This window comes from Bradyrhizobium sp. SZCCHNR1002 (genome assembly GCF_032381435.1).
GTDB lineage: Bacteria > Pseudomonadota > Alphaproteobacteria > Rhizobiales > Xanthobacteraceae > Bradyrhizobium > Bradyrhizobium aeschynomenes.
The window spans coordinates 291,958-305,534 of record NZ_JAUHIS010000002.1 but is presented as its reverse complement, the minus strand read 5'-3'; the positions used below and the strand labels follow the sequence as shown (position 1 = coordinate 305,534).

The 13,577-nt window shown below is 66.7% G+C and carries 10 protein-coding genes; 7 read left to right on the top strand and 3 right to left on the bottom strand.

From position 1 onward, the window contains the following. The first annotated feature begins 76 nt into the window (after positions 1-76). Entirely contained in the window at positions 77-709 is a 633-nt protein-coding gene (locus QX108_RS13845; protein ID WP_315725668.1) for a hypothetical protein, read from the top strand. Between the two features lie 476 nt (positions 710-1,185). Here the strand turns inward: QX108_RS13845 and QX108_RS13840 are convergent, their stop codons facing one another. After that, positions 1,186-2,847, bottom strand: coding sequence for an aminotransferase class III-fold pyridoxal phosphate-dependent enzyme (locus tag QX108_RS13840; protein WP_315799582.1), 1,662 nt, complete (start codon positions 2,845-2,847; stop codon positions 1,186-1,188). 38 nt (positions 2,848-2,885) lie between these two features. On the opposite strand from QX108_RS13840, the gene asd reads away from it, so the two are divergent. The 6 genes from asd (at position 2,886) to QX108_RS13810 (ending at position 10,136) form a co-directional block, all read left to right on the top strand. Then, positions 2,886-3,761 carry an archaetidylserine decarboxylase gene (asd, locus tag QX108_RS13835; protein ID WP_315799413.1) on the top strand — a complete coding sequence of 292 codons (876 nt, stop codon included), beginning with the start codon at positions 2,886-2,888 and terminating at the stop codon, positions 3,759-3,761. A gap of 108 nt (positions 3,762-3,869) precedes the next feature. Next, positions 3,870-4,892 (top strand): NUDIX domain-containing protein, encoded by a 1,023-nt coding sequence (locus tag QX108_RS13830; protein WP_315799412.1) that lies wholly within the window; start codon positions 3,870-3,872, stop codon positions 4,890-4,892. A 140-nt stretch (positions 4,893-5,032) separates the two neighbouring features. Continuing rightward, entirely contained in the window at positions 5,033-5,542 is a 510-nt protein-coding gene (locus QX108_RS13825) for a (2Fe-2S)-binding protein (RefSeq protein ID WP_315725674.1), read from the top strand. Next, a complete protein-coding gene (locus QX108_RS13820; RefSeq protein WP_315799411.1) occupies positions 5,539-6,555 on the top strand; it encodes a xanthine dehydrogenase family protein subunit M in 1,017 nt (338 codons plus the stop codon). Before QX108_RS13825 ends, QX108_RS13820 begins: the two co-directional genes overlap by 4 nt. A 4-nt stretch (positions 6,556-6,559) precedes the next feature. Continuing rightward, positions 6,560-8,764, top strand: a complete 2,205-nt coding sequence (locus QX108_RS13815) for a xanthine dehydrogenase family protein molybdopterin-binding subunit (protein ID WP_315799410.1) — start codon at positions 6,560-6,562, stop codon at positions 8,762-8,764. A 478-nt stretch (positions 8,765-9,242) separates the two neighbouring features. Next, positions 9,243-10,136 carry a DUF3313 domain-containing protein gene (locus tag QX108_RS13810; RefSeq protein WP_315725679.1) on the top strand — a complete coding sequence of 298 codons (894 nt, stop codon included), beginning with the start codon at positions 9,243-9,245 and terminating at the stop codon, positions 10,134-10,136. 172 nt (positions 10,137-10,308) lie between these two features. On the opposite strand, the gene QX108_RS13805 is transcribed toward QX108_RS13810, so the two are convergent. Then, positions 10,309-12,270: a MacB family efflux pump subunit gene (locus tag QX108_RS13805; protein ID WP_315785613.1), complete on the bottom strand. Its 1,962-nt coding sequence runs from the start codon at positions 12,268-12,270 to the stop codon at positions 10,309-10,311. After that, a complete protein-coding gene (locus QX108_RS13800; protein WP_315785611.1) occupies positions 12,270-13,562 on the bottom strand; it encodes an efflux RND transporter periplasmic adaptor subunit in 1,293 nt (430 codons plus the stop codon). Before QX108_RS13800 ends, QX108_RS13805 begins: the two co-directional genes overlap by 1 nt. Positions 13,563-13,577: the final 15 nt, after the last annotated feature.

Genomic DNA, 13,577 nt, shown 5'->3' with positions numbered 1-13,577 from the left:
TGTGACAAGTCGATGTTGTCACATCACCTACATCGAATCCCCCTACACGCCTTGCAACTCAGTCCTCGGAGCAACCATGATCAAGCACTTCCTGGAGCAGCTGCGCATCCAGCGCTGGGACGACCATCGCTACTATCACCACAGCCGCATCAATCAGAGCCTGCACTTCGTCAGCGCGGTCAGCTTCATGATCGCCTATGTGATGATGGTGTTCGATCCCTTGATCTCGGCGCTGATCGGCTGGCTGGTGTCGATGACCTCGCGCCAGGCTGGGCACTTCTTCTTCGAGCCGAAGGGCTACGACCACGTCAACCAGGCGACGCACGAGCACAAGGAGGAGATCAAGGTCGGCTACAATCTGCAGCGCAAGGTCGTGCTGATGTCGATCTGGGCCGCCGCGCCGGTCGTCCTCTATCTGCAGCCGTCGTTCTTCGGTTTCCTCACGCCCTGGACGTCGGCGACGGATTTCGCCCGCGAGACCGCCAAGCTGTGGCTCGTGATCGGCATCGGCGGCCTGCTGTTCCGCACCATCCACCTGTTCTTCATCCGCGACGTCGAGACCGGCCTCGTCTGGATGACGAAGATCATCACCGACCCGTTCAACGACTTCATGCTGTACCGCAAGGCCCCGATCGCACTGCTGCGCGGCGAGTTGATCGATCCGGGTCTGGATCTGATGGGCGAAGGCCTCGAGGAGCAGCACGCCTGAGCTGGTCTGAAGTCTGAAATGTCGCGGTGCCCGGGCTGGTCCCGGGCATCGGTGTTTGTGGGGGATTGTGCAGTGGAATCGAGCGAGCGCGCAGCCACGCGGCCCATCTCAGCCTCCCCTGGAGGGGGAGGGTCGACGCGTGCGAAGCGCGCGTCGGGGTGGGGTGATCTCTCCGCAGGCACTGAACTGCGTGGAGGGATCACCCCACCCCGCCTTACGTGCCGCTGCGCGCCCCGTAAGGCGACCCTCCCCCTCCAGGGAAGAGTTATCGCATATGGCGATCGATGTTTTGCGCCCATCTCCCTCCGCGTCGTCATGGCCGGACTTGTCCCGGCCATCCACGTCGTCCAGCATGCCGAGAACGACGTGGATGCCCGGGACGGAGCCCGGGCATGACGATGTGGAGACGGTTTCGCGACACACTCAGATTGACCATATGCGATAGCCCTGCCCTCCAGGGGAGGGTGGCCGTTACCTCAGCGCCCAACCATGGCGCCGAGCATTTCCTTCAGGATCCGGCGCTTGATCGCCTTGTTGGTCAGCGTGCCGTCGTTCCACCACCAGCCGTCCTGCCGCATCTTTTCGGCTGCGGCGACGAAGCGCTTCGTCACCTCCGCGAAATCGGCGTCGGTGTAGTTCAGGCTGAAGATGAAGCGGCCGGTGCCGACCCAGCTCAGGGCGAGGCCCTCGGCGCGCAGATAATATTGCAGCATCCAATTGTAGCGCGACGGCACGGTGTACTCGATCAGCCAGATCGACTGCATGTTGGACACCCGCACCGGCAGGTCCTTGGCGGCGAGCTCCGCATTGAGCTGCGCGGCACGGCCGTTCCAGGTGTCGTCGAGGCCGTCATAGATGGCGCGGAAGTTCGGGCTGTCGAGCCGGCTCAGGAACTCGTCCATCGCCGTCATCACGTAAGGGTGCGAATTGAAGGTGCCGCGCGCGAAGCAGATGTCGGCCGGGCGGTCGTCGCGGAAGCGGCGCATCAGCTCCTTCTTGCCGCAGACCACGCCGATCGGCAGGCCGCCGCCGAGGCTCTTGCCGTAGGTCACCATGTCGGCGGTGATGCCGAAATACTCCTGGGCGCCGCCGGGCGCGAGGCGGAAGCCGAGGAAGACCTCGTCGAACAAGAGCACGATCCCGCTGGTGGTGCAGACCTCGCGCAGCTGCTTCAGCCAGGCGGTGTAGGCTGCGCGGTCGTAGTTGCCCTTGCGGGAGGAATCGACCAGCGCCGAATCGCCCGGTGCATTGCCGTTCGGATGCAGTGCCTGCAGCGGGTTGACCAGCACGCAGGCGATGTCGCGCCGCGTGCGCAGCACGTGCAAGGTCCGCTCGGACATCTCGGCCAAAGTGTAGGTCTCGTGCGGCGCGATCGGATTGCCGACGCCGGGCTGCACGTCGCCCCACCAGCCGTGATAGGCGCCGGCGAAGCGCACCAGATGGCTGCGGCCGGTGTGGTAGCGGGCGAGCCGCACCGCCTGCATGACCGCCTCGGTGCCGGACATGTGAAACGAGACCTCGTCCATGCCGGACAGCTCGGTCAGCCGCTTCACGTTGTCGGCGACGACCGGATGATACAGGCCGAGCACCGGGCCGAGCGCCTGCGCGCGCCGCTCGGCAGCGGCGATGCACTCCTTGTAGAAGTCGTAGCCGAAGATGTTGACGCCGTAGGAGCCGGTGAGGTCGTAGAACTGGTTGCCGTCGAGATCGGTGATGGTCACGCCGGACGACGACTGCATGAACGAGCCGGCGCCGAGCTGCTCCTTGACCAGCTTGCTGTACTGGAACGGCACCCGGTAGGCCTGCGTGAACTGCAGATCGGAGATGCGGCTCGCGGCCTCCGCCGTCAGCGCGCGGCTCTTGGCGAACTTCTCCTGAAACAGCGCGCCGAGCCGGAAGAAGCCGTCCTGGCGCCGGGTCGCGACGTCAGGCGGGGCGCCGTCGGAGCGGAAGAACTCGTCGATGTCGAACTCGTAGCGCGGGATCAGCTTGGAGATCCGGCGGGACATCTTGGAATGGCCGGCCAGCGAGCGGTGCTTGGCGCGCGACAGTTCGATGCGGGCCTTGACCTTCGGGGCGACGGCTGCCGTCACGGCAGCGCCAACGGCGAGCGATACATAAGGAATCGAGGTTTCCATCATGTCCAAAAGCGCTAACCCCACCTGCTGACAGATTCATGACAGTCAAAAACCTGATCGCCTCCGTCACCCAACAGGAAGACCTCAACTTCCTGCTCACCAACCGCGTGCCGCGGGCGGCGCTGACCCGCTTCATGGGCTGGTTCTCCAAGCTCGAGAATCCGCTCATCCGCGATGCCTCGATCGCGCTGTGGAAGCTGTTCTCCGATCTCGACCTGTCCGAGGCCAAGGAGAGCCACTTCAAGAGCCTGCATGCCTGCTTCACGCGCGAGCTGAAGCCGGGCTTGAGGCCGTTCGATCCCGATCCCGCGGTTGTGACCACGCCGTCCGACGGGATCATCGGCGCGCACGGCAGGATCCGCGACGGCGAGATGTATCAGATCAAGGGGGCACCTTATTCTCTGAAGGAGCTGGTCGCCGATCCCGCCGTGGTCGAGACCCATCGCAACGGCAGCTTCGTCACGATCCGGCTGACGTCGAGCATGTATCACCGCTTCCATGCGCCGGCCGACATGACGCTCGAGCATGTCAGCCTGATCCATGGCGACGTCTGGAACGTCAATCCGATCGCGCTGAAGCGCGTCGAGCGGCTGTTCTGCAAGAACGAGCGCGCCGTGATCCGCACCCGTCTCGCCACAGGCGAGCCATTCACCATCGTCCCGGTCGCCGCGATCCTGGTCGCGAGCATCCGCCTGCATGCGCTCGACCGCGTATTGAACGCGCAGACCGAGCGGCCGCTCGCCTACAGCTGTAACAATCATGTGCGCAAGGGCGACGAGCTCGGCTGGTTCGAGCACGGCTCGACCATCATCCTGCTCGCGCCCGGCGACTTCACGTTCTGTCCCGAGATCACGGAGGGCGCGCGCATCCGCGCCGGCCAGCCACTGTGGCGCAGGCGCGTCGCCGCCGGCTGAATGTGACATCGGCACCATCGGCATCTCGATTTCGCCGTTGCGCGTGCCCATGTCATGGCGTTGAACTGGCGAATCAACGGGCTGCAACCCCGTGGTGTGGGAGAGCTGATGGCGAGAGCGCCGATCATGGCGGCAGGCGGCATCGTGCTGCGGCGGGAGCAACCGCCGCGGATCGCGGTCGTGCGCCTGCGCAAGCGCGACGAATGGGTGCTGCCGAAGGGCAAGCTCGACGACGGCGAGACGCCGCGCGATGCGGCCAAGCGCGAGGTGCTGGAGGAGACCGGTCACAAGGTGACGGTGCACGAATTCCTCGGCACGCTGGTCCACGACACCGGCACCCGCTCCAAGGTCGTGCACTACTGGCGGATGGAAGCGGCCGGCACGCAGACGCAGCCGTTGATGGACGACGTCCGCGCCGTCGACTGGCTGACGCTCGATGCCGCGGTCGAGCGGCTGTCGCGCGATCACGAGAGGACGTTCCTGGAGACGGTCGGGCCCTATGCGTTGGCCGGTCTGATCCGCAAGGCCAAGGCCAAGCCGGCGCTGGAGCCCAAGGCGGCAGTCGAAAAGGCAGCGATCGAGAAGGCAGCGATCGAAAAGGCCGCAGACCACAAGCCGGTCATCGAAGAAGCACCCGTCGAAAAGGCCAGGGCTGAAAAGTCCGCAACGTCCAAGCGCCGCCGTAGCCGCGTGGCGCAGCCGGTGTCGTCGGAGCCGCCGGCGGTGCTGCCTGCTACGGTCGACTCGCCGGCGGCGATCCCGGAGATCGCAGGCGAGCCCGCGCTCGATGCAACGTCCCAGCTGGATCGCTCGGAGTCCGGTGCTTCCGAGGTGCCCGCGCCGGTGTCGGAGGCGGAGCCCGTGGTCGCGCCGTCAACGGAGCGCGTGCCGGCTGATCTCGAACGCATCGAGGCCGTGGCGGCCGCGATCAAATCCCTCGTCCCCGCGCCCTCGGAGCCGGCCGCCGAGGGCAGCCGTCAGAGCGAGGCCACGCCGCATTCCGACGCGCCGCATCCCGATTTGGAGGCCGAGCTGCAGGACGGCGCCACAGCCGCCACCGACGCGCCGGATGGCGGTGGCCGGCGCAGTCTGGCGCAGAAGATGCGGGCCTGGCTCGGCCGCGCCGCCTGAGCCATATTCGACATCGATGGATACGGCAGGCGGCGGGCCTCCCACGCGGCTCGGCAATGGCCGCTGTCCGCCGCCCGAAAATTGCTGAGAACCAATCGCGCCATCGCGGGTTGATGCGGGTCCGTCAACGGAGACCCCGCATGAGCCCGTCGCGCGAGAGTGCCGCATCCCTGAGCAGACCTGACCCGCTGTCCGTCACGCTGCAGATCAATGGCGAAAGCCGCACCCTGTCGGTGGCGCCCTGGACCACGCTGCTCGACCTCCTGCGCAATCATCTCGATCTCACCGGCACCAAGAAGGGCTGCGATCACGGTCAATGCGGCGCCTGCACGGTGCTGATCGATGGCCGCCGCGCGCTCTCGTGCCTGACGCTGGCGGTGATGAAGGACGGCGCGGAGATCACCACCATCGAGGGCCTGGCCAAGGGCGACGAGCTGCATCCGCTGCAGCAGGCCTTCATCGATCACGATGCCTTTCAATGCGGCTATTGCACGCCGGGCCAGATCTGCTCGGCCGCCGGCCTGATCGCCGAGGGAAGGGCGAAGACGAGAGAGGAGATCCGCGAGCTGATGAGCGGCAACATCTGCCGTTGCGGCGCCTATCAGAACATCGTCGGCGCGATCGAGCAGGCGATGGGAGGCGGCCGATGAACAATTTTGACTACGCGCGCGCGACCGATGTCGCCGAGGCTGTGAAGCTGAAGACGGCGACGCCCGACGCGAAATTCATCGCCGGCGGCACCAACCTGATCGACCTGATGAAGTATCACGTCGAGCAGCCGCGCCGGCTGATCGACATCAGCCGCCTGCCGCTGACCGCCGTGGAGGAAACCAGCGCAGGCGGCGTGAGGATCGGCGCGCTCGTGCCGAACAGCACGCTGGCCTATCACCCGCTCATCGAGAGCCGCTACCCGTTGCTGGCCAGCGCCATCCTCGCCGGCGCCTCGGCGCAGCTGCGCAACATGGCCTCGACCGGCGGCAACCTGCTGCAGCGGACGCGCTGCGCCTACTTCTATGACGTCGCGACGCCCTGCAACAAGCGGGCGCCCGGCGCGGGCTGCTCTGCGGCCGGCGGCCTCAACCGCAATCATGCGATTCTCGGCGCCAGCGCCGATTGCATCGCGACGCATCCTTCTGACATGTGCGTGGCGCTGGCCGCGCTGAATGCGACCGTGCAGGTGACGGGTGCGCAGGGCGAGCGCGCGATTGCCTTTGCCGATTTCCATCGCCTGCCCGGCGATCGTCCCGATCTCGACAACACGCTGCGGGCCGACGAGATCATCCTGGCCGTCGAGCTGCCGCCGCAAGGCTTCGGGGCCCATCACAGCTATCTCAAGATCCGCGATCGTCTGTCTTACGCCTTTGCGCTCGTCTCGGTCGCGGCTGCGCTGGAGCTCGATGGCGGCCGCATCGGCGAGGCGCGTCTGGCGCTCGGCGGAGTCGCGCACAAGCCGTGGCGCAACGAGGCCGCAGAAAACGCGCTGCGCGGGCAGGCCCCCGGGCACGAGGCGTTCGGCCGCGCCGCTGACATCCTGCTCAAGGATGCCAAGGGCTTCGCCCACAACGCCTTCAAGATCCCGCTCGCGCGCCGCGCCATCATCCGCACGCTGGCGCAGGCCGCTGATGGCACGCCGCAGGTTCAATCCACCAAGTCCATCCGGTGATCTCATGACAGCTCACATCGGCACTGCCACCTCCCGCGTCGACGGTCGCGCCAAGGTCACCGGCGCCGCCAAATATGCGGCCGAGTTCGCCGCGCCGGATCTCGCCTTCGGCGTCGTTGTCAGCGCCACCATTCCGAAAGGCCGGATCGTCAGCATCGACGCCAGTCGCGCGCGTGCGGTCGCGGGCGTCATCGACGTGCTCACTCACGCCAACCGGGTCCGAATGGCGGACAAGGATGAGGCCTATCGCGACGAGGTCGCGCCCGAGGACGGCGCCCCGTATCGGCCGCTCTACGACGACAGGGTGCATTTCAATTTTCAGCCGGTGGCGCTCGTCGTCGCCGAGGACGAGGACACGGCACGTTTCGCCGCGACGCTCGTCGACATCAGGTATCACACGGAGGAGTTCGCGACGGATCTCCATGCCCGGCGCGAGCAGGCCTACAAGGTTGACAAGCCGGTGAAACCGCGCGGCGACGCGACGAAGGCGCTCGCCGGCGCGCCCGTGCGCCACGATGCCGATTATGGCGTGCCGATCGAGTACCATAATCCGATGGAGCTCTACGGCTCCACCGTGCTGTGGCGCGAAGGCGGCAAGCTCGTGGTCTATGACAAGACCCAGGGCGTGCAGAACGTGCAGCGCTATGTCTGCGGCGTGTTCGAACTGAAGGAGGGCGATGTCCAGGTCATGTCGCCGTTCGTCGGCGGCGCCTTCGGCTCCGGCCTGCGCCCGCAATATCAGGTGGTGCTGGCCGCGATGGCGGCGCTCAAGCTGAAGCGGGCGGTGCGCGTGGTGCTCAGCCGCGCCCAGATGTACGGCCTGTGCTATCGCCCGGCGACCATCGAGCGTTTGGCGCTTGGCGCCACGAGCGACGGCGCGTTGAAAGCGCTGACGCACGAGGCGATCGCGATGACCTCGCAGCACGAGGCGTTCTCGCGCAACGACATCGGCTGGGGCGAGGTGCTCTACGCGTCGGCCAATTCGCGCGCGACGCATCGGCTGGCCAAGCTCGACGTGCCGACGCCCGGCGACATGCGCGCCCCCGGCGCGGCCAGCGGTGTCTATGGGCTGGAATGCGCGATGGACGAGCTTGCCGTCGCGCTCAAGATGGATCCGTTGGAACTGCGGCTGCGCTGCTATTCGGATCGCGATCAGGACAAGGACCTGCCGTTCTCGAGCAAGCGGTTGAAGGAGTGCTATCAGCAGGGCGCCGATGCGTTCGGCTGGTCGAAGCGCAGTCCCGAGCCTCGCTCGATGCGGGACGGCCGCGAACTCGTCGGCTGGGGCATGGCGAGCGGTGCCTGGGAAGCGATGCAGATGCCGTTCGCCACCCGCATCGTGATGACGGCCAATGGTCACGTGGAGGTCGCGAGCGCGACCTCCGACATCGGCACCGGCACCTACACCATCATGGCGCAGGTCGCCGCCGAGATGCTCGGCGTGCCGATCGACAGCATCACCGTGAAGCTCGGCGATTCGACCTTGCCGAAGGCGCCGGTCGAGGGCGGCTCGTGGACGGCCGCCTCGATCTCGCACGCCATCGTCAATGCGGCCGATGACATTCGCGCCGAACTGTTGACGATTGCGCAGACCATGCTGGATTCCCCGCTGCAGGGGCTGACGGCCGATGAGGTGACGTTGGCCGATGGCGCCATCGTCGCGATCGCCGATCGCGGCCGCTCGGTGGCGATGTCGGACGTCATGCGCCACGGCGGCAAGGACCGCATCGAGAAGGAGCGCGGCTCGGATTTCGAGGACGACGACAAGCACGCCCACAACACCCACTCGGCTGTTTTCGCCGAAGTGAATATTGATGAGGAGCTCGGCGTCATCAGGGTGACACGCATCGTCAGCGCCGTCGCCGCTGGCCGCATCCTCAACACCAAGACCGCATCGAGCCAGATCATGGGCGGCGTGGTCATGGGCATCGGCATGGCCCTGCACGAGGAGGCGCAGATCGATCACCGCTTCGGCCGCATCATGAACGCCAACATCGCCGAGTATCACATGCCGGTGAACGCCGACATTCACGACATCCAGGTGATCTTCGTCGACGAGGAGGATCGCATCATCAACAAGATGGGCATCAAGGGCGTCGGCGAGATCGGCATCGTCGGCGTACCCGCCGCGATTGCGAATGCGGTCTATCACGCCACCGGCAAGCGCGTGCGCGACCTGCCGATCACGCTGGACAAGCTGCCGGGGTGAGGAGCATCGCGCGAGTTCGCGCATATGTTTCCACGTCGTCATGGCCGGCTTGTCCCGCCGGCGCGGCCGAAAGCCGCTTCGGCGCGGCGAAGGCCCGGCCATCCACGTCGTCCTGCGCACTCGGAACCACGTGGATGCCCGGGTCAAGCCCGGGCATGACGGAGTGAGTAACAAATCGGCCTATCTGCAGACAATTTCGTAGTCCAACACCGGCGATGGGTGCCGATGGAACAGGGGTCTCGGGCCTTTGGCGGCACCTGGCTGGCGGACTGTCCTGGCGGTTGCGGGCATCGCCGCAATCACCAGCGGATTCTGAAACCCTCGATCGTAACCCGACCAATCCTGCCGCACTCTCTCCTTGGTTCGCGGTGTGCGGTGACATCTCTCCACCATTCCGCCCCATGCTGTCCGGATTGTCGGGAGACAAGCATGCGGCGCCGAAGCCGGCGCACATCGGTCAGCGTGAGGCGATCCGGGCATGGTCGACATCGAGCGTTTGGTCAGGTCGCGCAGGTCTCTGTCGCTTTCGCATCTTGCTGGACTGTGCGCGGCGCTCGGTCTCACCGGATGCGCCTCGGCGCCGATCACCCAGAGCGGCGCGCTGAAGTCCTATCAATCCTTGGCGGAGTCGAACGGCGTGCTCGCCAAGTCGGTGCTCAACGTCAACAAGGACAACGTGCTGGCGGCTTCGACGGTGCGCATCATGCCGACGACGTTCGCAGGCGATGTCGGCTCGGTGCTCAGCGAACCGCAGCAAAGATTGGTGACGAATGCCGTCGATCGCGCGCTGTGCCTCAATTTGAGTGAGCGCTTCACCGTGGTGGCGCCGAACGAGCGCGCCGATCTCACGACGCGTACCTTCATCACGCAGGCGGCCGCGACCGACCCGGTCGCGGCCGGCGCCTCGAAGGTCGTCTCCGCCGTGCCCGGCGCACTCGGCGTTCCCGTGCCGGTGCCGCGTCTGCCGATCGGGCTTGGCAGTCTCACCCTCGAAGCCGAGGCCGTCGACCGCCGGGGACGACAGCAGGCCGCGATGGTGTGGGCGCGGGGAGCCAACTCGTTCACCAACTCGCCGGTGATCTCGCAGGCCGGCGACGCCTATGACCTCGCCGGCTCGTTCAGCGCCGATTTCGGTCAGCTGCTGGTGACCGGCGAGACGCCGTTCGGCAAGCCGCCCAAGATCCCCTCGATCGAGCGCATCGGCGCCGCGCTCGGCGGCAAGCCGAAGAACGCCGCCTGCGAGGCGTATGGGAGAGATCCAGGCCTCATCGGCATGGTCGCCAACCGCCTCGGCGCCCCGCCGGAATGGGTCGACAAGGGCGCGGTGACGCAGGACGCGCAGGCGAGCACGCAGATGGCGGCGAAGCGGTAGGCAGTCGCGGAAGTAGATCGTCAGAAGTTGTCGGAGCTAACAGAGGACAGAGCAGCATTGTCCCCGAGCGACGCTGCGCTCCCTCTCCCCGTGAAGAACGGGGAGAGGGAGCGCACTGCCGCTGCTGCGCGCACTTGCCCCGCGCTGCTATTCAGTATCCATGCCCTACGAACTACTCCCTCGCCAGCGCCGTCGCGGGATCGAGCTGCGACGCGCTGCGGGCGGGCATGTAGCCGAAGCCGATGCCGATGGCCATCGAGATCACGGCGGAGCCGACCATCGCGAGCGGCGAGTAGATCAATTGGAAACCGAGATCGAGCGCGTTGAAGACGGTGCCGAAGCCGACGGCGAGCGACAGCCCCAGCGCGCCGCCGAGCAGGCAGACCAGCACGGCCTCGATCAGGAACTGCATCAGGATGTCGCTGCGGCGGGCGCCCACCGCCATGCGCACGCCGATCTCGCCGACGCGCTCGGACACCGACACCAGCATGATGTTCATGACGCCGATGCCGCCGACCAGGAGCGAGATCACTGCGATGGCCGCGACCAGCAGCGTCAGCACCCATGTCGTGCTCTCGACGGTCTTGCGGATGTCGTCGGTGTTGAGGACGAAGAAGTCCTTGGCGTTGTGCCGCGCCGTCAGCAATGCCGTCGCAGCGCGCTCGGCCTCCGCCATCGGCGTTGCCTCGTCGACGCGGACGCTGATGCTGCGCAGGACCTGGTTGCCGATGAAGCGGGCCTGCACGGTGGTGTAGGGCAGATAGACGATCGGCGTCGAGCTGGAGCCGAACCCGGCCTGCTGCTGCTTGGTGACGCCGACGATCCGGCACGGCACCTTGCCGATCAGGATCACGCTGCCGAGCGGGCTGATGTCGGCATCGGGGAACAGCGCCTTGCGCGCATTGTCGTCGATCACGGCATCCTGGGCATAGGACCTGACGGTGTCGGCATCGAGATAGCTGCCCTCGGCGAGCTCGGTGTTCTTGACGCGGAAATACTGCTCGCCGACGCCGGAGACCTGGGCGCTGACCTCGATGGCGCCATAGCGCAGCGTGCTGGTGGTCGAGACCGTCGGCGAGATTGCGTCGACATAGGGCTGCTGCGCCATCACCCTGGCGTCCGCCAGCACCAGCGTCCTGATCTTGCTCGACTTGGTGTCGCCGAAATCCTTGCCGGGAAAGAACTCCAGCGTGTTGGTGCCGAGCCGGTTGATGTCCTTGAGCACCCGCGCCTGCGAGCCGCTGCCGAGCGCCAGCACCAGAACGACCGAGGCGACGCCGATGATGATGCCGAGCATCGTGAGGAAGGCGCGCAGCCGGTGCGCATTCATCGCCAGCAGCGCCATCCGGGCCGCCTCGCGGAAGCGATCGAGATGAGCGTGCCACCATGCGCGGGTTTGTTGCTGGGGCATCGCGGGCGCGTCCCCAACCGCGCCGCCGGGCGCACGCGCATTGAGCCGGTCGGACAGCACGCGCCCGTCCTCGATCTCGATGATCCGCCGGGCGCGCTGCGCCACCCCTGCATCATGGGTGACGATGATCACGGTGCGGCCCGACGCGCTGATCTCCTCGAGGATGCGGAGCACCTCCTCGCCGCTGGCGCGGTCGAGCGCGCCGGTCGGCTCGTCCGCGAGGATCACGTCCGGATCGTTGACGAGGGCGCGCGCGATCGACACCCGCTGCTGCTGGCCGCCGGACAACTGTCCGGGCCGGTGATCGGTGCGGCTGCCCATGCCGAGACGCTGCAGCAGCGCCGCGGCCTTGCTGTGGCGTGCGGCCGGGCCGAGGCCGGCATAGACGGCTGGAACTTCGGCGTTCTCGGCCGCCGTCAGCTCGCCGAGCAGATGATAGCGCTGGAAGATGAAGCCGAAATGCTCGCGCCTGAGCGCTGCGAGCTCGTCGGGATCGAGCGAGCCCATCTCGCGGCCCGCAATCCGGTAGCTGCCGGATGTCGGACGGTCCAGGCAGCCGAGAATGTTCATCAGCGTCGATTTCCCGGACCCGGACTGGCCGATGATCGCAACCATCTCGCCGCGGGCAATCTGAAGGTCGACGCCGCGCAGCGCATGAACGGTGCCCTCGCCGGATGCGTAGCGCCGGCCGACGTTCTGCAGGTCGATCAGCACCTCGGCCATCACATGGCTCCGGCCGAGGGCGGCGGCGGCATCACGGCCTGCTTCGGTGCCTGGTCGGGGGCGGTGATGACCACGCGCTCGCCGGCGCGCAGGCCGGACGTCACCTCGGCCCTGATCTTGTTGTTCAGGCCGATGCGCACCGTCCGCCGGTCGAGCGCGCCCGCGCCGTCGAGCACGCGGATCGTATAGCTGCCGTCGACGTTGGCGCTGCTGAGCGCCGACGCCGGGATCGTCAGCACGTTGCGGGCCTCGCCGAGCAGGATATGGACCTCGGCGGTCATGTAGGTCATCAGCCGTCCGTCGGGATTGGCGACGTTGAAGACGCCATTGTAGTAGATCGCCGAGGAGGTGGAGCTCGACGACGAGCTGCTGCTGCTCGATGTCGTGGTCGAGGTCGAGGAGAAGCTCGAATCGCTCTTGATCGATTCCGGCGCCGGCTCGATGGTTCCGAGCTTGGCCTCGTAGCGATGATCGGGATCGCCGAGGATGGTGAAGTAGATGTTCTGACCCGGCTTCACCCTGACGACGTCGGCCTCGGAGATCTCGACTCGCACGGTCATCGTGTGGACCTGGCCGAGCACGACGATGGTTGGCGCCGATTGCACCGCGTTCACGGTCTGGCCCTGCTGGGTGGCGATCGACAGCACGGTGCCGTCGATCGGTGCGGTGATTCTGGTGTAGCCGAGGTTCACGCGTGCCGTCTCGATCGCGACCTCGGCCTCGACGATCTGCGCGTCGAGCTGCGCGATCTGCGCCTGGGTCTGCTTCACGGTGGCTTCGGCGCTGTCGTAGTCGGCGCGCGACGAGGCCTTCTGCGCCAGCGTCGTCTGTTGTCTGGCGAGATTGGCTTCCGCGAGCGCCAGGGTGGCGAGCTTCTCCTCGCGCTGGGCGCGCACATTGCGCAAGGATGCCTCGTTGGTGCGCAGCGTATTCTGCTGCGTGAGCGAGTCGATCTCGCCGATCAGGTCTCCCGCCTTGACCTCCTGGCCAAGCCAGACGTTGAGCGCGACGAGACGGCCGGAGGCCTGGGCGCCGACGGCAACCAGCTTGACCGGCTTCAACGTGCCGGTCGCGAGCACGGTCTGCTCGATGTCGCCGATCGTGACCGGCGCGGTGACGAGATCGGCGTTCGGGTTGCGCTTGAGCTTCATCACTGCGGCGCCGCCGGCGGCCAACGCGACCAGCAGTCCGATGATGAGCGGCGTCCGGCTGCGCTGTCGCTTGGGCGGCTGCGGCGGGACCGGGGTGTCGGTCTCGATTGGACGGCGAATCGGGGAGAGCGGCGCATTCATGGCTTCACTTCGGGT